The organism is Neobacillus sp. DY30 (assembly GCF_030123065.1).
In the GTDB taxonomy this organism is placed as follows: domain Bacteria; phylum Bacillota; class Bacilli; order Bacillales; family Cytobacillaceae; genus Neobacillus.
Genome location: NZ_CP126093.1, coordinates 5278458 through 5303498 on the forward strand (window position 1 = coordinate 5278458; position 25041 = coordinate 5303498).

Genomic DNA, 25041 nt, shown 5'->3' on the forward strand with positions numbered 1-25041 from the left:
CCAAAAAAATTTAACCTTTAATAGTAGGAGAATACTATATATGATTAATACTAGAATTAGAAAAAAGAAGAAAAAGAAGCTTAAAAAATGGATAACCTTTACTCTTTTGACCTTTTTAATCTTACTTGCCGGCGGCGGTTTATATTTCTTTAATGTTTACAATGATGTAGCAAGTGCTGTAGATAATATGAACAAACCGATTTCCAGAGAGGTCTCTGAAAAACGGGAAGAAAAGGTCGAATTTACGAAAAAAGACCCAATTTCGATTTTAATGGTGGGTATTGATGAACGTGACGGGGACAATGGACGTACAGACTCCATGCTGGTTTTAACAGTTAACCCTGAAATGAAATCTACTAAAATAGTAAGTATACCACGGGATACACGCACAGAATTAATCGATCCTGAGGATCCTGAAGACCCTTCTAAAGATAAGATTAATCATGCCTATGCTTATGGCGGAATTGAGATGAGCATAGCAACCGTTGAGCACTTCTTAAATATCCCAATCGACTATTATGTAGAGATTAATATGGAAGGATTTAAGGATGTTGTTGACGCTGTTAATGGTATCGATGTTGATAACCAATATGCCTTTGAATTGGATGGGGTAACGTTAGAAGAAGGACCACAGCATTTAAACGGTACTGAAACGCTCGCATACGCTCGAATGAGAAAACAGGATCCTCGCGGAGATATTGGACGTGGAGAACGCCAGCGTGAAGTAATCTCAAAAATAATTCAAAAAGGAAAATCATTATCTACGTTAACGAATTACGACGATATCCTTGATGCTCTTGAAAATAACATTAAAACAAACCTAACCTTAAGTGAGATTATCGGTATGCAGTCATCCTATAAGCCAGCTGCAGAAACCATCGATAAGATTGAAATAGAAGGTTCTAATGGATTCGTTGGAGAGGTTTATTATTACATGGTCGAGGATGAAACGAGACAATCCCTATCAGACCAATTACGACAACACTTAAACCTGCCTCCAGACACCGTGGCGGAAATTTACTCAAAATAAAAAAAACCCGATTTGACTGTCACTGACAATCAAATCGGGTTTTTTAGTTGATTAATTTTTCATACGCTCTATAGGTCAGCTCAGCTGCACGCTGATAGGAATAGTCTTCAAAATAACTTTCCGGCGGTTTTACCCTGTCCTTCTTAAGTGCAGTAAGGATGGCTTTTTTAACAGACTCTGCATCGTAAGGATTACAAATCTCTCCATACTGATCAAATTTGTAGTAATGAACGGGGCAATATTCCACCGACGAAGCGACAATATTACAACCTGAAAAGAGTGCTTCTAAGCTGGACAGCCCTGGTGATTCTCTAAATGAAGGTAAGACATGAACCGCAGCCTTTCGATATAGTGCAAAGATTTCTTCATGGTCAATTTGATTAATAAAATGAACATTGCCCCTTTTATCAGCCAATTTCTTTACATATGCTGCGTATTTTTCATTATGGACCCTGCCGACAAACACAATTGGGATTTCAGGATGATTCTCCAAAGCCTTTACAACACTTGCCTGATTTTTTGTAGGTTCAATTCTGCCTACTTCAAGAACAATATTCTCTAATTTATTCAGCCAGTCAAGCGACAATTTAGTCTCAGATGAAGCCTTTAAATCTACTGCATTAGGAACAACGATGGTTTTTTTCATTAATCCTTCAAGGCCAAATTCTCTTTCTAAAATTTCTAGTTCCTCATTGGAATTAGGCAGTAAGATATCTGCTTTTTCTAGAACTTTTCGTCTCTTTTCCACATAGTTTTTGCTGCCATATTGATCCCCTTTATTAAGGAGTAAGCCGGCAAATTTTTTCAAGTTCATCACAAGATCTTTATAATTGTAGCTGTTTTTATTTATATTCATATAATTAAAGGTATTAATTAAGAACGTGTTGTAGATGTAGTGAGACAAATCCCAATAAATCGTGGAAAAGGTAAATTTCTTATTGTACTTTTCACATAAATCTACATACCTTAACGTTTCATCTATCGTTTGAATATTAAAGATATGAACCAAATCAGCATCTTGATGCTCTAAAAAATCAGTTTCATTTAAAGCAATCTCAATCTTTACAGGAAAGTTCTTTTCTAAAAACTCTTTCGTTTTGAGCATTTGTACCGTATCGCCGCCCCGGTGAGTCAGTGCGTCATTCCTGGTGGCAAATAAAACCTTTATTTCTCTCATATAATTACATCCATTCCTTTAATTTGCTTTTAAGAATAAGATATGTCTCATCATATAGCCAACCATCAAAAAGTATAAGAAATACGTAAGGCTATATGCATATGTGACACCAATTAACCCAAACATTTTGATAAAAATGATGGAGAGAACCGTAAGTGTGATGGAATAAAACAGTTCTGTAATGATTACATGTTTTGTCATTTCTTTAACAAGCATATTAAAAGAAATGAGCCAGCTGGCAATTTTGAAAAAGTCCCCAATGAGTTGAAATAAAAATAATTCTCTCATTTCTAGGAATTCCGCAGAATATAATATCAAAATGGCAATGTCCTTCATGAAATAAACAGCTACCAAAATAACCGTCAGTATTGGGATAATAAGTTTATATCCATCAAATATTTCTTTTTTTAGTTTCAGATCATCTTTGATTTCTGATAAACGCGGCAAGTAATACACACTTAACGACATGGTGATGAACATTAAATAGGTATCAGAGATTTTCGTAAGGCCCTGCCAATAACCAGCGTCGTCAAAAGATAAGGTATCCGTAATATAATTTCGTATGATAATAAACGATACCGGAACGGTTAAAATATGAATCATTGACATAATTGTATAATTGGAATAACTTTTCAGAATCGAGCGGTCGACTTTCCTCAGCCTAATTTTTCTAACCCAATCTTCCTTCAATAAAAAGCCAATCGAGATTAAAAGAACCAGGGTTTGAGAAAGTACATACGCATACATTGCACCTCTAAGTTCCCATTTAACCGTTAATAAAATCGAAAGAGCTAACCCAAAAAAGCTCTGTGTAACATTAATAAGTGTAAACTTCCTGATTTTCTTAAAACCATTTACGGCCGCAAGCAGGATACTGTTAACCGCATATAGAATAAGAAAGATTCCAATATAAATAAAAATGTCTGCATACTTTTCTGACCTAAATAACAGAACGGAAAGATACTTATGAAGCACAATGATCAGGAGCCCTGTAATTAAAGAAGCAATAAAAGAAATGGTGATCGCTGCATTTATGTATTTGATTTGGGTATCCTCTTCCTCACCATGGAAAGAAACATACTTTGTAACTCCCTGACTGATTGAAAAGTTACTCAAGTTGGAAACAATAGAAAAAAAGTTTTGCAATTGCCCGATCTGTGCAATACCCGCCGGTCCAACATACAGGGCAAGGACCTTATTGACAATAAATCCAGTTAAAATTTTGATAACTGTTGCAATGGAAGAAAGAAAACTAGTTTTTAGTAAGTTCATAATAATTCCTTTAGTATAGTAATATTTGTCGTAAAAAAATGGATTATGTCGCTCTATAATCAGTATTCATTCTAGCAATTATCCTATGTGAAAGCAAATGAATATCCAAGCCCAAAATAGGTTTTGTATGTAAAAAAACTGCCTATCAACTAGGATAGGCAGTTCGATTTATTTATTAATGAAATTGTAAAATTCTAGCGCATTATTGGCTATTTTTGCTGCCCATGCTTCATCTGTTGCATATTGGTGCCAGCTATTGTCAAACCTCATATTATCAATCGTTGGTTTGCTTGTATAAGGGAAATAACCACCGGTATCCCATGAACGGTCGACATAATTCCCTTTTATGAAGTAGGCTCCTGCGATAATTCCTCCTTCTGGAGTATCATAGTTATAAGCACCCTCATCTGGTCTTGAATCAATCGCACCTATTCCGTAAAAGTTATATTTTGCTTTTACAATTGATGAACTTCCCCATCCAGTTTCTAAGGCGGAGTGCGCCAGTAAGTAAATGGCATTCAGTCCTGTTTCTTCCTGGGCTTTCATATAGGCATAGCCCATATTGGTCATAACAGTTGTTTTTCCGCCCGTCTTAAAGTTTATGAAACTATTAATTTGTTCTGCGGTAACATTTGCTTTCGTATTTAACGGAGTAAACATCGTAACTTGATTTGTAAACCCTAATTTATTGAACTCGTATTTAATCACGTTATAGCCTTCGTTACCCCAAGGGTTATTTGCTCCCCAGATCCACCCTTTTTGACCTGTTTGTGTTTGGATATAATACCATTCTGTATAAGCAGAACCCGGTACTGTTACATGATCCAACAGATACACACTTGAGCCGCTCGGAATGGTACCAATACTAGAACTAGTTTGAGAAGGACCGCTTCTAAAGGCCCTAGCTTCTTTAACCATCCAAGTATCTTCCATTAAATTTGTTTCAAGATAATCCTTTTGAACCCAGCCGATTAGACCATCCATCGTCTTAATTCTGGCAGCATAAAGCTTTTCTTCCAAAACATACACAGTGTCACCATAACCCAGTTCTAGCAATCTAGTATATGTTGGATTGTAAAATACAAGATGCTTGCCATAATCAATTAATTCCTCAAAACTGCGGTACGCAGGTAATTTTATTGAAGATACATATTTCACATTTTGAGAAGAATCCACTACTGGCTCCTGTTTAATCGGATTCTCAACTGATGGGGCCGGTGTTGATACCTGTGTTTGGACCTGCTTTTTGAAGTCAACAAAGATGTTTGCCAGACCGACACCTTCAAAGTACTCAACCTTTACTGTATGTCTTCCTTTGTTTAGGGAGACTTTTCCTGTCTTAAGATGGCCAGAAGTGCTAACCCAGGAATCAATCACCAGCTGATTGTCCACCCAAATTCGTGATCCGTCGTCAGCTCGTATTTGGAATTCATAGGTACCTTCTTCAAATTCCATACTTTTTGTAAATCGTGCTGAATATCCATCTACCGGGATGGATGGATGAGGAGAACCGGATTTCCAGTTAAAGTTGATATTTGCCAGCTTTGAAGCCGAGCCTTTTCCACCTTCAACAACTGGATTTCCTTTTAACGTTTTGTTTGGATAATATTCCGCAACCCACGTATCCTCAATCGAGTTTTGGAAAGGTTCTAAGGAAACATCTACTTGGCTGTTTCCTGCTCCCTCGTAGTAGTCGACTTCAATCCAATGAACATCTTTTTCTTCTGGTTTAGCACCAGTTATATCTGCGATTTGAACTATAACAGCATTTTCTTTGATGACAGGTGCAGAACTCCAGCGGTCTAGTACCAACTTCCCATCCACATACACCCGAATACCATCATCAGCTGTGGCACGCAGGATATATTCACCTGCTGAAATTCTCCTTGCTGAGGTAAAACGGGCTGAAAAAGAATCAGCCTTAATTCCCGCTATTGGAGAAGCCGTTCCATACTGTTGAGAAAGCTTTTTCAATTCTCCAGTTGGTGCAATAACCTTTGCAGCTGTTGGTGCACCTGACATGGTTTTATTTGAATAATGATAAGCCAGCCAGGAATCAAATGGAACTACATCGGAGAAAATACTTGCATTACCTCCGTCTTCGTAGTAATGGGTCTTAATCGTATGCAGACCTGTAGTAACACCTGTCCATAGAGCTTTGTTGGTCACCAATACAGGAGAATTACTCCAACGGTTGATTAGCAGCTGACCGTCCACTTCGACTTTAACACCATCATCACCTTGTGCTTGGATAAAGTAATCTCCTGCTGGCATTTCCTGAGTTTGGTCAAATACCGCAGTAAACTCATCTGCTGGTTTACCTGGACCTGGAGTGCCACTGCCCCAGTTATAGTGAACTTTAGTACCTTTCTGGGTCGGTATTTCCGTGTATTTCTTATAGTCAACAAATAGATTAGCCAATCCGACACCTTCAAAGTACTCTACTTTTACTGTATGCCTTCCTTTTGCAAGATCGATTCTTCCTGTCTTCAGATGACCTGAAGTACTAACCCAAGAGTCAATAACTAACTGGTCATCGACCCATAAACGTGAGCCATCATCTGCTCGAATTTGGAATTCATATGTGCCTGCTTCAAATTCGAGATTCTTCGTAAAACGCGCGGAAAATCCATCTGTCGGGATAGAGGGATCCGGCGAACCTGACTTCCAGTTAAAATTGATAGTATGAAGCTTTACAGCCGAACTTTTCCCGCCTTCAATAATTGGATTTCCCTTTAGTGTCTTATTTGGGTAATATTCAGCAACCCAATTATCTTCGATGGAGCGTTGAAAAGGCTCAAAGGAAACGTCTATTTGACTATTAACGGCTCCTTCATAATATTCCACCTCTACCGAGTGAATATCCTTTTCACCTGCTTTTGCATTAACCACATCAGCTATCATAAGTTTTACACCGTTTTCCCTAAGGACAGGTGCTGAGCTCCAGCGGTCTAGTACCAATTTCCCGTCTACATAAACGCGAACACCATCATCGGCAGTTGCTCGTAAAATATACTCCCCGGCAGGAAGTTTCTTCGCCGATGTATAACGGACGGAAAACTGATCGCTCTTAAACCCTGCAATCGGCGAACCTTTACCATGATTCTCAGAAAGTTTTTTTAACTCTCCAATCGGCTCGATGATTTTCGAAGCAGTTGGATTACCGGATAATGTCTTATTTGGATAATAGTAAGCCTGCCAAGACTCCAGAGGAACGGCGGCACTGTTTTCAACTATATTAGGTACATAGACGGGTTCATTTGCGTATACCTTAATACCTAAAGGAAGCATAAAAGTTATGAATCCTGCTCCGATATAACCTATTAAGTTTTTCCGTGACAAATTCCTTTTCAACTCCTAGTAAATTTTATATCTATTAAAACGAAATTTTAGTTTAGTAAAATAAAAAAGCTGCTCTAGAAATCTATTTAAAAATAATTTCTAAAGCAGCTCCGGATAAAAGAATAACATAAATATGTCGTTTTTTTACAAATCATTACAAATACATTAAATTACCAATTAATTTACATTTAGTCGTAATATTTTAAAAAATTTGGATGGGATATCCATATATATTACATTTTTATAAAAATGTTTGCATATATGTTGTCTTTTGTCGTTTTTTGTCTACACTAATTTAATATACATTAAATTCTTACTGACTTTTAAAAGGAGTAACAATGTCACATATAAAATTTAAAGATACAATATCTGCATTCATCGTAAGCGCTATCCAATCGCTCTTAACGATACTTTTTATTGAAATGCTTTATCGTGGAGGATTTAGTGAAGCTTTTCAATGGACAAGGGAGTACACCAGACCTTTTACATATAATGTTTTGTTATTATTTTTGCTTTTAGCCGGCTTACATATCTTTAAAAGGAAAATGTATATCATCGTTTCCTTTATTGTAACAATCCCTTTGCTTTTTCTCGGTCTCGCTTCCTATATAAAACAAGGAATCCGCGGCGTTCCAGTATTGCCTACTGACCTCTCGCTGGCGGCAGAAGCCAGAAGCATGGCGGAATTTTTTTCAGGGACATTGTTATTTTGGACAATTGTTGGACTTGTTTCGATAACCCTAATTATTATTATATTGGTAATTAAAGTTCCAAATCCAAAAGGACATAATAGGATTAAATTAATCAGTTCTCTTGTTTTATTAGGATTGTTTCTACTAATTTTTAGAATAGAAAGTACTTCTGACACTTCTTTTCTAAAAAGAAAATTAATGATTGTTTATGTGATGACAGACCAAAAACTAACGTATCAGCAAGACGGTGTAATCGGCGGGTTTGTTCAAAACCTGAAATGGCTGAAACAAGAGAAGCCGCCTGGCTATTCTACCGCAGCGATAAAAGAAATAATCTCTAAATCTGAGGTTGCTGCTAATGCTACAGATACGGAAAAACCAAATATAATAATGATCATGAACGAGGCTTTTTGGGATCCAACTGTTATGGAAAATGTTGAATTTAATAAGGACCCAATTCCTTTTTACCATCAACTTGAAGAGGAACAAAGCTCAGGATCACTAAATGTACCTGTGTTCGGCGGTTCTACGGTTAATACCGAATTCGAAGCGTTAACGGGTTTATCCACACAGTTCCTGCCAACTGGTTCGATTGCCTATTTAAATTTTGTTAAGAAACCACTGCCCTCTCTTCCATCTATCTTAAGAGAACAGGGTTATGATACAACCGGCATCCATTCGTGGCATCATTGGTTTTATGATCGTTCAGGAGTTTATAAGGACTTAGGTTTTGATCGATTTATAAGTGTAGAGTATATGGCAGAACCACTTCCTTTTGGACCCTTTTTCCATGATAAGAGTGTGACGGATGAAATTTTGAAAAAACTAAAAATGGATAATGAAGGTAAACCGAATTTTATTTTCGCTGTTACCACACAAAACCACGGACCATATGCGACTGACCAAAAATTTAGTTTTGCAAATATCGAAACCCAACTGAAGGGTGATGTTGCTTTTTCAGCTGAGGCCGAAAACATGTTAGAGGTTTATTCCGATAATCTTACTGAGATTGATAAAGAACTCCAAAGACTAGTAGAAGAAGTAAACAAAATGAATCAAAAAACAATTATCGTTTTCTTCGGCGATCACCTGCCTTTACTAGGGAATAACTATCAAGTATATCAAGAGGCAAACTATTATAACGATACGAAAACGTATGAAGAATATTTAAAGATGTATACTACACCTGTGTTAATCTGGGATAACTTTTCTAACAGGCAAGATGATTTAAATATTGGTTCGACTATGCTTACGCCAGTTATTTTAGAGCGTGCCGGTCTTAGTGGGAATTATCTGACCAATTATCTACTTACTAAATACCAAAATGGTGAATTTTCTAAAATACCAAGGGCAGATTTCCTAGCAGAGGAGAAAATCGATAATCAAACGTTAAATGACATAAAAATGCTCCAATACGACGTTTTATTTGGAAAAATGTATGGCATGGAAGATAAGAAAATTGAGGTTAGCAAGAACTACCGTTTAGGTTACAGCGACCCCAAGGTTACAGGGATCTCTACGTCTACAGTGGATGGCAAAAAGGTTCTTATAATAAAGGGGAAAAATTTCACTTACAACAGTCATGTGTATCTGAACGGAAAAGCAGCAGACAAAATCTCAAGCGATGGAACAAAGATTATTATTCCTTATTCCAAAATAAAAGACGGTACAGAAATCGTTGTAAAAATAACCGACCAAAATGAAAAAGTAATCTCAAGTAGTAATAAATATAGGTACAAAAAAAGCTGACTGGCGTCCCCAGTCAGCTTTTTTATGATAGCACGTCGCTTTATACTTCCCCAAAGTCAATCGGTCTTTCATTACTTACATTAAAGTGATAAAGGATCGCCTGAACAATTCTTTCAGAAGCAAGGCCATCACCATAAGGATTAGAAGCTTGAGCCATTAAAGCATGTGCAGCTTCATTTGACAACAACTCATCGGCAAGCTGATAGATGGTTTCTTCATCTGTTCCAGCAAGCTTCAATGTACCGGCCTTAACCCCTTCAGGTCTTTCCGTTGTATCTCTTAAAACCAGTACTGGAACTCCTAACGAAGGTGCTTCCTCCTGAACACCGCCAGAATCAGTAAGAATTAAATAGGCTCTAGATGCAAAATTATGAAAATCAATCACATCTAAAGGTTCAATTAAATGGATGCGGTTATTTTCTCCTAATATTCGATTAGCAATTTCACGAACCACCGGATTCATATGTACGGGATAAACAACCTGGATGTCATCGTGCTTTTCGACTAATCTTCTAATCGCCTGGAACATATTCTCCATTGGCTTTCCGGTGTTTTCCCTGCGGTGAGCAGTCATTAAAACTAAGCGATCATTACCGAGCTGATCTAATACCGGATGAGAGTATTGAGTTTTGACGGTCGTTTTCAGCGCATCTATCGCAGTATTACCGGTAACGAAAATCGATTTGGCCGGCTTATTTTCAACCAATAGATTTTCCTTTGATTGTGAGGTTGGAGAAAAATGCAAATCTGCCAATACGCCCGTAAGCTGCCTGTTCATTTCTTCAGGATACGGAGAATATTTATTCCACGTCCGAAGTCCCGCTTCAACATGCCCGATTGGAATACTATTATAAAAAGCAGCCAAACTTGCTACAAACGTTGTGGTGGTATCCCCATGCACTAAAACAATATCAGGTTTTACCTCTTGAAATACTTTATTCAATCCCTCTAGGCTGCGTGTAGTAACATCAATTAATGATTGACGGTCTTTCATGATATTCAAATCATAGTCTGGTTGGATTGCAAAAATTTTCAAAACCTGGTCTAGCATTTCTCTATGCTGAGCCGTTACCGTTACAATCGATTCTATTTTATCATCATGCTTCGCTAATTCTTTTACAAGTGGAGCCATTTTAATAGCTTCAGGTCTGGTCCCAAATACAGTCATTACTTTTAACTGGTTCTTCATAAAAACCTCCAATTGGATTTCCTTCAATATGCTTAAGACACCTACATAATATCAAAAAACATCTTTAAAAGCACTAAAACAGTTGTACCCTCTTTAACTCCTTCAGATAAACAGCGCTCACATGCGGTGTTGATTTCTTCCCTCGTTTTTAACTTGTTTCTTTTGTAAGGATGATTTTAGAGATAACAAAAGTAAAAGGAATCGCCAAAACAGAAGCAAATAACGGAGAAATGCTTTCACTTATTTTTAAAAAAACAACGAGAATATAGATGGCCGCCGAAGAAACTGAAATATTCACTAAATAGGTAAGAGGAAATTGCAAAAATTTCTTAAGTGTCGGTTTAGTCTTATACGTAAAATAGGAGTTCAAATAAAATGACCCTACCATGCTAATGATAAAGGAAACAATATGCGCTGCCATATAGTGAAAGTGGACAATATTATGTAAGAATAAGAAAAGTACATAATAATTACTCGTATTGATAACCCCTACAATTACAAACCTCCAAAATTGAGCATTTAAGAAAAACATTTTATGTATCCTCTCCTTAAACCATGATGGATCTTGACATATACTTATTATTTACTTTAGTTCATAGGTTTAGCTCCTATTGCTGAAAAAAAAATTATAAAGATGGAAAAAGGGAGTCACCAGATTTGGTAACTCCTAACATTTTTATTTTGCTATATCTTCTGATACGACAATTTCAACCGACTTTTTCTTCTCTATCGTAGTTAAAATCATATATATCGGTAAAAGAAGCAACGCAAAGATTTCGACAATAAATTCAAAGTAATACCAGGAAAGTGTAGCGAGGATGTCATAAACCGAATGAACCAAAACCGTCACCCAGAGATTCCGCGTCCATAATAAGATCAATCCAAATAGTAAACCCATGTTGGTAAAGGTGACAATAGCCCCAATTTCATATTGCCATGATTCTACCGAGCTTAGCGTATGGTCAATACCAAATAGCACAGAGGTGACAAAGAGCGCAATTAAGACGAAACTATCACGCCGCCCATTTTCCCAGCGTTTTGGGAAGAACTTCTTGAAAACTAACAGAATGAGGATGATATACGCCAATCGCCAAACTTCTTCGAGACCGGCAAGAATATCGGTAAAAATATCGTACCCCACACGATCAATTTCATCTATTACTTCCCACATCTTTTCTACAGGTTCAACAGGCTCGTTTGCTTCTAAACTGTCGTTATTATCGTCTATTACATCTGTATAAGTCTCCACATATTGCTCATAATCATCGCTAAAATCCTGAAAGGCGTAAGAGGAATAGATATTAATTACGGTACTGCCTAGAATAAACACCAAAAAGGCGCCGATAGATTGTCTAATATATTGCAGTTTTGTTTTTGGTACACCATTACTAAGTCTTTGATGAAGTTTCAATCCTATAAAAAAGGAAGAAACCATAATCGCGTCATATAGGGTACCAGCTAATTGACTGTAACCGCTTAAATAAAGAATTAGTTCAACCCCGATAGTAATCGTGAGTAGTGCAAACAAAAGCGGTTTTGATATTGGTGTAGTTAAGTTAGTTGTCATCGTTATCATTCCCTGCCATTAAAGTCACTGTACCCTCTACCTTTCAAAAAGCTGCACAGCCAAAATACCAAATCCATTTACTAACAACAGGAAAAGTAAGCAAGCAATCAACCATTTCCATTTTCTTGACAAGGGTTTTCTCCTTTATAGTTAATTAGTAATAATTTATCATATTAATAGAGAATTAGCACCAGGTATAATATCGCCAATTTTATTTACAAGTATATCCATCCGGCCTTATACTTGAATTAGGTGAAAATTAACAATAATTAGAATAGGGGTTGAAAAGTGAAAAAGATCATTTCTATTATCCTATTGATAGTCATTGTATTTGTCTTATCAGAAACAAACCCTGGGCGGTCGCAATACGTGGAGTGGATTACCCATGAAGCGATGGATCAATCTTCTAATATACTTGAAAAAGGGATCTTATCGTTAGCAGGGGAAAAGGTTTTCGATATGGGAACAACGGAAAAAGATTACTTCATATTTTCAGTCTACAAAACCGATTTTTCCGAGATAGGCTTAGGGCAAGTCACCAGCATCGGTATCTTTAATAAATTTATTCCAATTTCTAAAAATGAAAAATAAGAAGGCCGAATAATAACCAGCAATTAATAAACAAAAAAAGAAGAAGACCTCAAACCCTCAAAGTTTGAGGTCTTTTTGGGCTGCAACTGTCCGCCTGAGGTGGACAGTGTCCACGAGCGGTGACAGGCACCATTTATCTAATTATATAAAAATAAAATCTACACATATTTTTCACAATTTATACTTGAATTCGACAATTCTCAACAATAATATTGATATTATGGGAATATTTACCCTTTACAAAATCTTCATTTTTATTTGATTTTATTCTATGCATAGGCAGGTAGTACTAATGGTATTTGATGGCATTCTTATTTCGTTTATTGTAGGAATTCTCAGGAAAGGTAACTTAAGGGCTTTCTCTCAGTTAAATCTTAAGTGGGGCTGGGTTTTTCCACTATTGTTAGTCGTCCAGCTGGCAGTATTTACGTTTCAAAACGATAGTAAATTTTTAGGCCAACTGAGTGGATTTATTTATATCATTGTCTACGTCATTGGACTGATTTTTTTATTTTTAAATCGGAAGAATCCTGGCTTTATCCTTATTTTTATTGGTGTCTTTCTAAATTTTATCGTGATGGTTCTTAATGGCGGCAGAATGCCTGTTTCGGTTGAGGCTTCAGCGGTTCTAGTTCCCGGGTATATTCAAGCTTTAAAAGAAGGATTGTACGCAAAACATGCAATGTTAACACCTGAAACAAATCTCGGATTTTTGGGTGATGTGATCCCAATAAGTGACCCTTACCCACGAACCCAAATCATAAGTATTGGCGATATCATTATGAATATCGGAATCTTCTTTTTTATTCAATATTTAATGGTTAAACATCCCCTGGCTAATAGAGGAAATGCAGCTGCCCTTTCACTGAAGGGAGGTGAAGAAAGATGAAAAAAGACCAAAAACAAGGCCTTAAATTAACTGGTATTTTATATAATGCAATTATTATTGGGTCGGTTATTGTTGCATTAACTTCTGGATTTAGATTAGTATAATCATTAGATTTGAAATAATGGGGAAAGTGATTTTCACTTTCTCCAATCTAATTATGAGAGTGATGGAATAATGCAGTTTCTAAAGACAACTACTAATAAATACCTTATTCTTGTATCAGTATTAGGTTTCTTCATCTTTATCGCATTTAATGATTTTCAAATTCATACAAAATATGAATGGATCATAACTTTTGCACTCGCAGGCGCCATTTTACTATTAAATCATTATCCTATACTCCTTCCCCCAAAGGGCAACTCTCTTTCTATGGATTCTTCTATATATCTAGCAAGTCTTTTTTTATTTGGACTGGATTTAACTTTGGCCGTATTGTTAATTAATTCAATTCTATTTGCGTTTACTCAAAGAAAAATTGTCTGGTGGAAGCATATTTTTAATTTTTCCAGCTATGTCTTAATGATTGCAATTTCTTATTATATATATACTTCTATTGGTGGGTCCATCGGCAGTATCCACATCAATAACTCGGTTCCTTATTTGGTTTCCTTACTCACTTACTTTGCTCTAAATGTTATTTTTGTAGGATTATTCTTCATCCTGGCAGCTGCTGAAAGCTTTGAGAGTGTGTTTAAAGAACTTATTAAAGAAGCTATTTCCCCTTACTTCAGTACACTCATGCTTTCGTTAGTGTTGGCGATTTTAATGAATTCAGAGAAGCTATTTGGACTTTTCTTGTTTACCTGTATTGCCTTTTTGCTGTCTTTGGCATTTAAGCAGCACTTTCATTTATTTAAGAAGATTTCGGAGAAAGCAAACAAAGACTTTTTAACCGGTCTTAACAATCATGGATATTTTAAAGAAATTCTCGAAAAAGAAGTAGCCGCTGCAAAGGAAACCGACCAATCGCTATGTGTAGTCCTTCTTGATATCGATGATTTTAAAAAATATAACGATCTATATGGACATGTACAAGGTGATCATCTACTACAGGAATTTGGAGCGCTGCTGAAAACAGCATCAGAGGCTGAAAATTATATTGTTTCACGCTATGGAGGCGAAGAGTTCTCCATCTTAATGCCTAATACAAATCTTCATAAAGCCAATTTATTTATGAATGAATTGCGAAAGAAAACAAATGACACCTATTATAAAGGGGTTGAAAATCTCCCCTATGGCTGCCTATCTTTTTCAGCTGGAATTGCAGAATGTGAAAAAGAAACCTATAACATATCTGAACTTCTAAACAAGGCTGATCAAGCTATGTATGCTGCTAAGGACCAAGGAAAAAATCTTGTTCAATTATATGATCAGAATTTCGAATACTCCGCTTATCGGTCTCTCTCCATCGAAAAAGAATTGGAGGAAGCGGAACAACAGTTAAGAATATTTCTCTCAAAGGATGTATATACATACCGGCATAGTAAGCGAGTCTACCAATATGCGGTTGATTTTTCACGGTTATTATCCTTGAGTGATCATGAACGGAAAACCTTGATTCTAGGTGCAATTATCCATGACATCGGAAAAATTGAAATCCCTCGGGATATCTTAAATAAAAAGGGAAAACTTGAGCCGCATGAATGGGAAATGATGAAAAAGCACGTGACCTGGGGCAAAGAAATCATTTCGACTAATAAAAAATTAGAAGACTTGGTTCCATTAGTCGAACTTCATCATGAACGATATGATGGAAACGGTTATCCATATGGGTTAAAAGGAAAATCAATTCCAAAACTGGCACGAATCCTTTGTATTATTGATTCCTTTGATGCAATGACTACCGAACGGCCATATCAAAAAACAAAAACATTCGAAGAAGCAATTATTGAACTGAGAACCTGCTCCGGCAAACAATTCGATCCCCAATTTGTAGAACCATTTATTGACATGGTTAAACAGCTGAATAATAGCGGTGTAAGCCAAGAAACTAAGCAATTAGTTGCTAATCACTAGAACAAAAAATATAGAGACCTCAACTTAAAGTTGAAGTCTCTTTTTTTACCCCGCAACTGTCCGCCTGAGGTGGACAGTGTCCACGAGCGGTGACAGGCACCGCCCACTGTCTCTCTATTTTTTGTTATTGTTTTCTGTTTCGTTGTTTTGAACGATTTGTTTTATTTCGCCTGTGTCACCTTTGGCGTTGATGATTTCGAAGATTTGGTTGAGTCCTTCGCTTGTTTGGTCTTTTTCTTTTTCCATTGCTGCCTCCATGGGTAAGGTTATTTTTAATATGCCCAATTATTTCAAGGTATGAACGATTTCAATAGCTTTTTCTAAGGAGACACTTTTTAGGATGCTATTTTCATTTCTTATGGCTGTTCCGAAGTGATAGTGATTTGTTGCTGCTTGTGTATGTACCTGCCTGATATTATCTTTTGATAAACCGCTGCCGATAAGGATATGTGTATTTGTACAGGTTTCCTTCATTTTTCTTAAGGTTTCCAAACGTGTTTCCCAGTCACCATAACCACCAGAGGTTAAAATGGTCGTAATCTCTTTATATTGGTCTATTTTCTGCGCTGCTTTCATTATATTATTTGAGCTGTCGATGGCACGGTGAAACGTAACCTCCATAGTACCTACTTCCGTTAATAACTCTTCAACACGGCGGAAATCAACGTCCCCTTTGTTATCCAGTACTCCGAATACTACACCATTTGCCCCTATCGACCGAATAATTCGTATATCATTTTTCATAATCGTAATGTCATCTTCTGAATAACAAAATGATTGAGCATGTGGTCTCACCATAACATTGACAGGAATGTTTACACTATTAACAACCTTTTCGATTAATCCATAGCTTGGAGTGATTCCGCCTTCTGTTAATCCAGACACCAATTCAATCCGGTCTGCACCTGATCTTTCGATTAATTTTGCATCCTCTACCGTAACCGCAATAAATTCGATTAACATTATTTACTCTCCTTCTCGATGTCACACAGGATTTTTTACTATTAATTATTTATTTTACTTAATAAACTTATAAATATTATTAAATGCTCAACATTTCACAAATTGTTCAAACAATTCTGAATAATAAGTGATACTAATCACTAGGATAATTTTTACAAAATTTACAATGAAAGTGTAGTCATCTTATATCAAAGGGGTAGGATCGAATGAGAAAGTTTGTTAAGGTTGCAAGTGTTATTGTCACTTCTGTTATGGTTTTAACTGCCTGTAATTCAGCCAATTTCTCCAATGAAAAACAGACTGCAAAAGCGAACACATCCTCACAAGTAATTGAACCTCATAAAAATCTCAATCAACAGCCAATTCCACTCAAGATAGTACGTGTCGGTCAACACGAAGTTAATATTGAAATGACCGCCCAAATAACCGATATCGAAATTACCAAAGGCAATATGTACAAAGCATGGACATTTAACGGTGAAGCCCCAGGACCAGTAATTGTTGTCAATGAAGGTGACACCATTAACTTTACCTTAAAAAACATGGATCCTTCAATCCCGCACAGCATGGACTTTCATGCCGTTCATGCCTCCCCATCACAAGATTTTGTAGATATCATGCCAAATGAAACCGGAAACTTTACTTATCCGGCTAACAATCCAGGAGTTTTCATGTATCACTGTGGAACAAAGCCGGTTTTGGCTCATATTGCAAACGGTATGCACGGTACGATCATTGTTAAGCCTAAAAACGGATACCCGACAGAAGCTGAAATCGACCGTGAATTTGTCATCGTTCAAAATGAATGGTATAAATACAACGACCTAGAGGATTTTATGAATGGAGTACCTAGTAATGTGGTATTTTCCGCCAAAGCTTTAAAAGAAGGCGATATTAATACAAACGGAACGGTTGGTGCCCTAGTCGACACTCCATTACTGGCGAAGGTCGGCGAGAAAGTCAGAATATACATTAACAATGTTGGACCGAATGAAGTCAGCAGTTTTCACGTGGTGGGTACAGTCTTTGATCATGTTTATATTGATGGTAATCCGTTTAACCTCATGAAAGGTTTGCAAACTGTAATGCTGCCTGCAAGCGGCGGAGCCGTTGTGGAATTTACGGTCACTAAAGAAGGCAGTTATCCCATTGTAACACATCAGTTTAACCATGCAACAAAGGGCGCTGTTGGAATTTTGAAAGTAACAAAAGACGGATCAGACGATGGCAGCGCAGCCATGTCACATTAAAACTTCGAAGAGCATCGGAATTCTCCGATGTTTTTTATTTTCAAGTTACCAACAATGATTATAGCACCGCGCAAGATTATCCACAGTTATGAGTTTTTTTATTTTCTAGTTTTCACTTATCCACAGAACCTATAAACTTATCCACGGAATCAACATATTTATTCACAACTGTTAATTAGTTACTCACATTTCCCATTAACATATCCACAAATAAACCCCAAAAATAAAAAAGTCTGGGAATCCCAGACCTTTTCTATATTCTAGCTCCTAATTCTATTGCTTTACTATTGTGATACAAAGACTTCACCTTTAATTCATACTTAAGTTCGTCACATAAACAATCATACTGCATCATTTCAATATGACGGTACTGAAATAAATGATAATAGTATTTCCCTCTTAGTAAAATACTTTTTAACGACAACACAAAAAAACCTCCTTAATTTATCTACATAAATCGCAGAGGATCGTGTTCGGTAACTGGCTGGCATCGTTGTAAAAAACATTAGCCCCTGTAGTTTTGCGTCACCATTTTTCAATAGTTTTGCCGTTTCGTACGATTTATGTGTTTAATAGAACTATATGCTACCGCTAAATAATAAAAAAGAGTCTTAGGTCCTGCTTTGCTTTTATATCCTTTTTATTACTATAGGCTGCTCAGCCTATTTTTTCAAAAATACGTTGTTGCGTAGCGAAAGATGTAACATAATGTATTATATTGACGTCTAATCCTGTTAGGTTTGACTTATTTTTAAAAGTAAGGGTGTTTTATTGTGAAAAAGAATTCTTCTATATTTGTGAGTTTAGTCATGATGACTTTACTAATATCAGGTTGTTCAGAGAAAATCCTCAATGCCAAAGGCTATCCCGGTCAATCTGAGGTAACTTCTGAGGTTAAGGCAGACACTCATAACAAAGACGCAAAGCATTCAAATGACCAAATGCAGAATAATGTCGAACAGGCAAAGCAATCAGTGGCAAATACATCTGATGAAAACATGAAACGACATACAACAGATAAGAATCAAGATGGCATCCAGGTTGTTTTCAATCCAGAAAGTATTCCGGTGCTCGTTAATAAACAAAATAAACTTCCAGAAAATTATAAACCTGCCGATCTTGTTTATACTGATATTCCTTTTGTTTCTGATGTGACGAATGAAAAACGCAAAATGCGGCGTGTTGCGGCGGCGGCGGTCAATCAATTGTTTGCTGGTGCTAAAGCTGATGGGATTTCTCTATTAGCAGTTTCGGCATATCGATCTCATGAAACGCAAACGACATTGTTTAACTCTTATGTGAACCGTGATGGTTATGAAAAAGCAAGAACCTATAGTGCATTACCTGGCACAAGTGAACATGAAACCGGCCTGGCTATTGATGTTACCAGCGGCAACGGAAAGTGTGCGGCGGAAAATTGTTTTGGAGGTACACCGGAAGCGATTTGGCTCGAACAGCATGCAGCCGAATACGGATTTATCATTAGATATCCACAGGGAAAAGAAAGCATTACTGGATACCAATACGAGCCTTGGCACCTTCGCTATGTCGGTAAGGAATTGGCACTTGAGATTACGAGCAAAGGTATTACGCTTGAGGAATATTATAATGAAGTTTAAAAAAATGCGTCAAGCTCCAATAGTGGAACTTGACGCTTTTCTTATTTACCTTTAATTTCTAAGAGTTTGAGCCTTAAATCGTTTTCCATATTCGCTAGTTCCTGCTCAGCTAAACGCCGTTTGTGACGTCCCTCTTCCTGGATGCGCATCGTCTCTTCTAGGGTGGTGATCAAGTTTTCCTGTGTTTTCTTAAGTGTTTCAATATCGACGAGTCCACGCTCATTTTCTTTCGCTGTTTCAATGGTATTGGTTTTTAGCATTTCAGCATTTTTTAATAACAGCTCATTTGTCGTCTGTGATACTTTTTTCTGTGCTTCTACTGCATGACGCTGGCGAATGAGCGTCAGCGCAATCGCGACTTGATTTTTCCAAAGCGGAATTGCGGTCATGATAGACGATTGTATTTTTTCGACGAGGGCTTGGTTTGTATTTTGAATCAGACGGATTTGCGGAGCGCTCTGAATCGTGATTTCCCGGCTCAATTTCAAATCGTATAAACGTTTGTCCAATCGGTCAGCAAACTGTATCATATCGTTTACTTCTTGGACCTTCATTTGATCATTTGTGGCCTCTGCTGCCCTTTTCATTTCTGGGATTGTCTTTTGGTGCATCTCCTCCAGCTTAATTTCTCCTGCCGCAATATAAACATTTAAAGCATGGAAATATTCTTTATTTGTTTCATAAAGCTGTTCCAAAAGTTTTATATCCGATAACAGCACATTCTTGCTGCGGTCAAGTTTCACACTAATCCGGTCTATTTGTGCACCTGTCTTTTGATATTTGGATAAGACTTCTTGAAGCGAGTTTGAAATTTTTCCAAACATACGCCCAAAAAAGGATGGCTTCCCTTCCTTCAGTTCATCTGGATTAACTTCGTCCAGCCTCTTCATTAAATCACTAATGATTTCGCCAACCTCACCAATATCCTTTTTCTGTACATGTTCGAGCATGGTGTGGGAAAAACTTAAGAGCTTCCCTTGTGCCTGGGTACCGTACGTAATCATCGCCTGATGATTTCTTGGGTCGATCTGTTCAGCGAGTTGATAAGCCTTTGCCCGGTTCTCTTCAGGAATGACATCAATCAGCTTTGTAGGCTTGGCTTCCTGAAGCTGTGGTGCCGGTTCCGCCTGTATTTGTGGTGTAAGCTCGTTATCACCGAACGGGTTTGCCAGGATATCATCCAATAAGTTTCCAGTTTTTTTAGCCTGTGGAGAGTTATTTTCGCTCATTTTAGCCTCCTGCTTTCGTCTATGGTTTTAGTATCATTAAGTTTTTTTATAGACTGTTTTGCAACATCAATTTCAAAATTCAAGGAATCTAAATCGTCGGAAACAACATGATAGAGGTCCTCTTCCAGGGCCTTCGTTAAATCTGTTAAGGTTTGCCGCGTCTCATATAAAGATACATCCATCTCATGACTTTTCTTCGGCTGCTGTGCTAAAAAACGATATTTCTCGGTTAATTCAACGACAGAATCTAAGTGAGAAAAATAAAATTTCTCCGCTTTATAAAAGCGCCTCGGTTCACTTTGAGCCATGCTTTGAATTTTCCTTGTAATCCGTAGAACGTCAAGTCTTTGCTTTATTGTAGATAGATCGCGGATGGAAAATAATGATTTATTTAGTTTGTTAATTTTTCGTTTAGCTTCATCTAAATTCTTCTTTATATAACGATATTCTTTTCTCGTAAGCTGATGTTTTTTTAAAAAGCGGGATGTCATGACCGCGGATGTAATCTTGTAAACGATGACACCGCCTGCTAAAGAAATGGCGGACGAAGCCAAAAATGTTAAATCAAAGGCAAAATAGCTTAGAAACCATACCGTGACCACAGATGGAACAGTCACAACACTCTGGATTAAAAAAGATAAAAATCGGTTCATCATAATCGACTCCTGACTAAAAATCCTTTATATTCATACGAACTACCGACAAAAATGTTTCAGCAAATATAAAATACAAAAAAAGGAAGATACCCCTCATACTTCAACAATACACCATAAAACTCCTGCTTTCCATAGACCACAAACGTAAACAAGACTAAGACCTAAGACGTATTTTTGGGCTGCATTGCGACACGTGATATGGTGACACGTGATATGGTGACATGGTGACAGGCACCACCCGTGGACAATTTCCACCCTAGGTGGACAGTTTGCCTTCTCTTTCCTGTTGTTTAATGTTTTCTAGGCTTTAGCCCAAGAGGATTATCCAGTTATACATAGGATATGAGGGTATCACATTATATTATTTCAACTATATAGATAGAGGAGTGCGATGAAACGAATGTATCAACCATTTGGAATGCCCGTTGATTATCGATTTGGACATCAAGGAGGTCACCATGGCGGTGGTCATCATGGCGGCGGTCACCACGGCGGTGGATTTAATTTAGGTAATGTTGGGGCTGGATTGCTCGGTCTTGGTTTAGGATATTTAGGTTCTAGTCTCGGTGGCGGCTATGGACCAGGTTACGGTTACGGCGGTTTTGGTCCAGGATATGGAGCTGGTTATGGATATCCAGGTGGATATTCAGGATATGGTTCTGGTTATGGAGCTGGTTATGGTCCTGGTTATGTTCCTGGTTATGGACCAGGAATGGGTGGTTATGGCGGCGGATACGGTCCTGGTTATGGACCAGGAATGGGTGGTTATGGCGGCGGATACGGTCCTGGTTATTAACTCTATAAAAACTCTAAAATAAATAGCGTGAGGAACTTGAGAACAATCAAGGACCTAACGCTATTTTTTATTTTTTGAATTATTTTTACTGTTTTTTTGTTTCAGACGGTGTAAAATGTTTCTCATAGGAAACATTTCTGTATCCGCACATATATAATACTATTCAAAACTTTCAAACACTAAAATAAACATTTTTAAATAAAAAGGAGAAGAGACTATGACGGAGAATCTGCTATTAGCATTTGGGCTGACATTATTTGCTGGCCTTGCAACAGGCATAGGAAGTCTGCTCGCATTTTTTACATCACACACAAACACAAAATTTCTATCTGTTACCCTCGGATTCTCGGCGGGTGTCATGATTTATGTATCTATGGTAGAGATTTTCGTGAAAGCAAAGGTAGCACTTGTAGATGCCATGGGAGTTGTTCCCGGGAATTGGTTAACGGTTGGGGGATTTTTCGGAGGTATGATCCTCATAGCCGCAATCGACAAGTTCATTCCAAAGCAATCGAACCCGCATGAATTAAAAACTGTTGAAGATATGAATCAACCTAGTATGGTCAATGGAAAGCCCGACCTTTTAAAAATGGGTACATTTACAGCACTTGCCATCGGGATTCATAACTTTCCAGAAGGAATTGCTACCTTTACTTCCGCTTTACAGGATCCGGCACTCGGTATTGCCATCGCTGTCGCAATAGCCATCCATAACATTCCTGAGGGTATCGCAGTTTCCGTGCCTGTTTACTTTGCGACAGGTGATAAGAAAAAGGCTTTTAAACTATCATTCTTATCTGGCTTATCCGAACCAATTGGTGCTCTAGCCGCTTATTTATTCTTAATGCCTTTTCTAAATGATATTATGTTTGGAATTATCTTTGCTGCAGTCGCAGGGATCATGGTGTTTATCTCTCTGGACGAATTATTACCGGCCGCAAAAAGGTATGACGAAACCCATCTATCAATCTACGGCCTAATTGCCGGTATGGCCGTCATGGCAGTTAGCCTTTTACTTTTCATCTAATCACAAATTATAACGAAATACTCGAGAGCCAGCAGAAATGCTGGCTTTTCTGTTTTTTGGGAATCCGGGAACTGTCCGCCTCAGGTGGAAAGTGTCCACGAGTGGTGACAGGCACCAAACATACCAAACTTATTTATTTTCAGGTACAAAGTTTCAATATTTATATAAGGGCATATATTAGATGGAATTTCCAAAATTCATGGAAGCGGGTGGATTTATTGATGAAAAGGGCCCTATTTACGATACCGCTTTGTTTAATACTTATTGGAGTGATTGTCACTTCTTTTGTTCTAATGGGTATTAAACCGAGCTCTTCGAATATTTCTCAAGCCCAAAAGCTTGCAGAGTACACGAAGCCAGCGGTGGTTCGTATTCTTGGCTACTCTGTTGTTGGATGGCAGTTTAACAATCCAAATGACCCTGAAGTGATGGCTATACTCAATCAGTTAAACTACCAATCTGTTGTGGGTGGTTCTGGATCAGGGGCGATTATTAGCTCAGACGGGTATATCGTTACCAATGCCCATGTTGTAGAAGCTGCCCAAATGGAAGATGAGGATATTGCTAACGCTGCATTTGATCAGCTAGTCACCCTTATCGCTGATTATTTTCAGGTAGATTATGATACAGCATATGAATATATGTTGACCTATACGCAATACACTGGGATCCAAAAAGTAATTAAGGTAATTTTACCCGGCGGAGATATACTTGACGGGGAAGTTAAGAGCTATGGAGCTCCTGTCAATGAAGGTAAGGATGTAGCAGTTCTCAAGATTGAAGGGAAAAACCTTCCTACGTTAAAACTTGGAAACTCCGATAATATCCAAAACCAGGATAATATTTGGGTGAGCGGCTACCCGGCAGCAGCCGATTCTGATTTGTTGTCTCCTGATTCCTCTCTTGTATCTTCTATGAATGCAGGTCAAATTTCTGCTACAGATAAGAAAACAGAGCAGGGAAGCCCAGTCATTCAAATTAATGCAGCGGCAACACACGGTAACAGCGGCGGTCCTGTAATCAATGAAAATGGCGAAATCATTGGATTGCTCACCTTTAGAGGCGATACCGTTAATGGTCAAGAGGTTCAAGGTTTTAACTTCTCGGTTCCGGTTAATACCGTAAAGGAATTCACGAACCAAGCAGGCGCAAAGAATACATCGAGTAATACTGATAAGCTTTATAAGGAAGGACTAGAGCTTTATTGGGGTGGTTATTACAATAATGCTCTTGAAAAATTTGAAGCAGTCCAAAGACTATATCCAAACCATTCTGAAATAAAGAAGTTTATCACCAATTCCGAACAAAGAGCTGGAGACAGTAAAACATTGTGGTCAGATTATAAAACGATTTTCTACATCGTTGATGGCATTGCAGCATTACTGGTCTTACTTCTTTTGGTATTCACCTTTGCAAGAAAGCGGAACCGGCCGGCAGCAGTACCTGCAGCAGCTGCACCTCAGGTACCACCAGCGCAGCCAACCATACCAGAAAACACCATTCCCGACTTAAACGGCGATGGAAAAGTCGACGTTCAAGACATCATACTCGCACTCCAAGAACAACAAAAGAAACAACAGAAAAAAGACGACGAATAAGCGTCCACTACCGAATATGCATAAATTGCTGTATAAATAAGGAAAAATGAATAATTGGTGACAGGCACCCCTAAATTAAAAAGTATAAAAAGTAATAGGAGATAATATCTATTTATAAATGTGGTTTATGAGGGGGAATGTCTTCTGAGAGGGATTTTACGGTTGGTTGGTTTCCTCATTTTTGCTTTTGGGCTTTATCTGATTTTCGCTGAACAAGTGTTTTTTGGAGTACTCTCCATTATATTAGCCTTTTTGATTTTCCCGAATCGAAGTAATAGCCGAGGTCACCACTCTAGCAACGACAACGATTATAACAACGACCGTTCTTACAGTTCAGACAGCGACTCTGGCGGCGGTGACTCCGGCGGCGGCGGAGATTGATAAAGAAA

General features: G+C 37.7%; 22 protein-coding genes and 1 riboswitch. Of the genes, 11 read left to right on the top strand and 11 right to left on the bottom strand.

Annotation, left to right across the window (positions count from 1 at the left end; translation table 11 throughout):
- The first annotated feature begins 40 nt into the window (after positions 1-40).
- Complete coding sequence (locus QNH29_RS26155) at positions 41-1030, top strand: LCP family glycopolymer transferase (RefSeq protein WP_283862182.1); 990 nt, start codon at positions 41-43, stop codon at positions 1028-1030.
- A gap of 43 nt (positions 1031-1073) precedes the next feature.
- Here QNH29_RS26155 and QNH29_RS26160 read toward each other — a convergent pair whose 3' ends face one another.
- From QNH29_RS26160 to QNH29_RS26170, 3 genes are all read right to left on the bottom strand, one after another.
- The gene (locus tag QNH29_RS26160) at positions 1074-2207 is read right to left on the bottom strand and encodes a glycosyltransferase family 4 protein (protein WP_283862183.1); all 1134 of its coding nucleotides are present in this window, start codon (positions 2205-2207) and stop codon (positions 1074-1076) included.
- An 18-nt stretch (positions 2208-2225) separates the two neighbouring features.
- A complete protein-coding gene (locus QNH29_RS26165) occupies positions 2226-3479 on the bottom strand; it encodes an O-antigen translocase (RefSeq protein ID WP_283862184.1) in 1254 nt (417 codons plus the stop codon).
- A gap of 168 nt (positions 3480-3647) precedes the next feature.
- Positions 3648-6821: a PA14 domain-containing protein gene (locus QNH29_RS26170; protein WP_283862185.1), complete on the bottom strand. Its 3174-nt coding sequence runs from the start codon at positions 6819-6821 to the stop codon at positions 3648-3650.
- 338 nt (positions 6822-7159) lie between these two features.
- On the opposite strand from QNH29_RS26170, the gene QNH29_RS26175 reads away from it, so the two are divergent.
- Positions 7160-9262, top strand: coding sequence for a sulfatase-like hydrolase/transferase (locus QNH29_RS26175; RefSeq protein ID WP_283862186.1), 2103 nt, complete (start codon positions 7160-7162; stop codon positions 9260-9262).
- A gap of 40 nt (positions 9263-9302) precedes the next feature.
- On the opposite strand, the gene wecB is transcribed toward QNH29_RS26175, so the two are convergent.
- From wecB to QNH29_RS26190, 3 genes are all read right to left on the bottom strand, one after another.
- Complete coding sequence (gene wecB, locus QNH29_RS26180; protein ID WP_283862187.1) at positions 9303-10451, bottom strand: non-hydrolyzing UDP-N-acetylglucosamine 2-epimerase; 1149 nt, start codon at positions 10449-10451, stop codon at positions 9303-9305.
- A gap of 148 nt (positions 10452-10599) precedes the next feature.
- Positions 10600-10983, bottom strand: coding sequence for a GtrA family protein (locus QNH29_RS26185; protein ID WP_283862188.1), 384 nt, complete (start codon positions 10981-10983; stop codon positions 10600-10602).
- A gap of 144 nt (positions 10984-11127) precedes the next feature.
- Positions 11128-12018 (bottom strand): CPBP family intramembrane glutamic endopeptidase, encoded by an 891-nt coding sequence (locus QNH29_RS26190; RefSeq protein ID WP_283862189.1) that lies wholly within the window; start codon positions 12016-12018, stop codon positions 11128-11130.
- A gap of 288 nt (positions 12019-12306) precedes the next feature.
- Between QNH29_RS26190 and QNH29_RS26195 the strand changes: the two genes are divergently transcribed.
- From QNH29_RS26195 to QNH29_RS26205, 3 genes are all read left to right on the top strand, one after another.
- Entirely contained in the window at positions 12307-12609 is a 303-nt protein-coding gene (locus tag QNH29_RS26195; protein ID WP_283862190.1) for a DUF4359 domain-containing protein, read from the top strand.
- Positions 12610-12901: 292 nt separating this feature from the next.
- Positions 12902-13498, top strand: coding sequence for a DUF5317 domain-containing protein (locus tag QNH29_RS26200; protein WP_283862191.1), 597 nt, complete (start codon positions 12902-12904; stop codon positions 13496-13498).
- Positions 13499-13672: 174 nt separating this feature from the next.
- On the top strand, positions 13673-15514 hold the full coding sequence (locus tag QNH29_RS26205; protein ID WP_283862192.1) for a diguanylate cyclase: 1842 nt from the start codon (positions 13673-13675) through the stop codon (positions 15512-15514).
- A gap of 114 nt (positions 15515-15628) precedes the next feature.
- On the opposite strand, the gene QNH29_RS26210 is transcribed toward QNH29_RS26205, so the two are convergent.
- Positions 15629-15760: a hypothetical protein gene (locus tag QNH29_RS26210; RefSeq protein ID WP_283862193.1), complete on the bottom strand. Its 132-nt coding sequence runs from the start codon at positions 15758-15760 to the stop codon at positions 15629-15631.
- Positions 15761-15799: 39 nt separating this feature from the next.
- Positions 15800-16477 carry a copper homeostasis protein CutC gene (locus tag QNH29_RS26215; protein WP_283862194.1) on the bottom strand — a complete coding sequence of 226 codons (678 nt, stop codon included), beginning with the start codon at positions 16475-16477 and terminating at the stop codon, positions 15800-15802.
- A gap of 206 nt (positions 16478-16683) precedes the next feature.
- Between QNH29_RS26215 and QNH29_RS26220 the strand changes: the two genes are divergently transcribed.
- Positions 16684-17727 (top strand): multicopper oxidase domain-containing protein, encoded by a 1044-nt coding sequence (locus QNH29_RS26220; RefSeq protein WP_283862195.1) that lies wholly within the window; start codon positions 16684-16686, stop codon positions 17725-17727.
- 253 nt (positions 17728-17980) lie between these two features.
- Here QNH29_RS26220 and QNH29_RS26225 read toward each other — a convergent pair whose 3' ends face one another.
- Entirely contained in the window at positions 17981-18154 is a 174-nt protein-coding gene (locus tag QNH29_RS26225; protein ID WP_283862196.1) for a hypothetical protein, read from the bottom strand.
- Positions 18155-18199: 45 nt separating this feature from the next.
- A riboswitch (cyclic di-GMP riboswitch) is annotated at positions 18200-18286 on the bottom strand.
- A 214-nt stretch (positions 18287-18500) separates the two neighbouring features.
- Here QNH29_RS26225 and QNH29_RS26230 point away from each other — a divergent pair.
- Positions 18501-19346: a M15 family metallopeptidase gene (locus QNH29_RS26230; RefSeq protein ID WP_283862197.1), complete on the top strand. Its 846-nt coding sequence runs from the start codon at positions 18501-18503 to the stop codon at positions 19344-19346.
- Positions 19347-19387: 41 nt separating this feature from the next.
- Here the strand turns inward: QNH29_RS26230 and QNH29_RS26235 are convergent, their stop codons facing one another.
- Both QNH29_RS26235 and QNH29_RS26240 read right to left on the bottom strand, forming a co-directional pair.
- Complete coding sequence (locus QNH29_RS26235; RefSeq protein WP_283862198.1) at positions 19388-20575, bottom strand: toxic anion resistance protein; 1188 nt, start codon at positions 20573-20575, stop codon at positions 19388-19390.
- Positions 20572-21231 (bottom strand): 5-bromo-4-chloroindolyl phosphate hydrolysis family protein, encoded by a 660-nt coding sequence (locus QNH29_RS26240; protein WP_349654873.1) that lies wholly within the window; start codon positions 21229-21231, stop codon positions 20572-20574. Before QNH29_RS26240 ends, QNH29_RS26235 begins: the two co-directional genes overlap by 4 nt.
- A 391-nt stretch (positions 21232-21622) precedes the next feature.
- On the opposite strand from QNH29_RS26240, the gene QNH29_RS26245 reads away from it, so the two are divergent.
- From QNH29_RS26245 to QNH29_RS26260, 4 genes are all read left to right on the top strand, one after another.
- The gene (locus QNH29_RS26245) at positions 21623-22027 is read left to right on the top strand and encodes a hypothetical protein (protein ID WP_283862199.1); all 405 of its coding nucleotides are present in this window, start codon (positions 21623-21625) and stop codon (positions 22025-22027) included.
- 217 nt (positions 22028-22244) lie between these two features.
- The gene (gene zupT, locus QNH29_RS26250; RefSeq protein WP_283862200.1) at positions 22245-23054 is read left to right on the top strand and encodes a zinc transporter ZupT; all 810 of its coding nucleotides are present in this window, start codon (positions 22245-22247) and stop codon (positions 23052-23054) included.
- Positions 23055-23275: 221 nt separating this feature from the next.
- Complete coding sequence (locus QNH29_RS26255) at positions 23276-24652, top strand: S1C family serine protease (RefSeq protein ID WP_283862201.1); 1377 nt, start codon at positions 23276-23278, stop codon at positions 24650-24652.
- A 162-nt stretch (positions 24653-24814) separates the two neighbouring features.
- Positions 24815-25033, top strand: coding sequence for a hypothetical protein (locus QNH29_RS26260; RefSeq protein WP_283862202.1), 219 nt, complete (start codon positions 24815-24817; stop codon positions 25031-25033).
- The last annotated feature ends 8 nt before the right edge of the window (positions 25034-25041 follow it).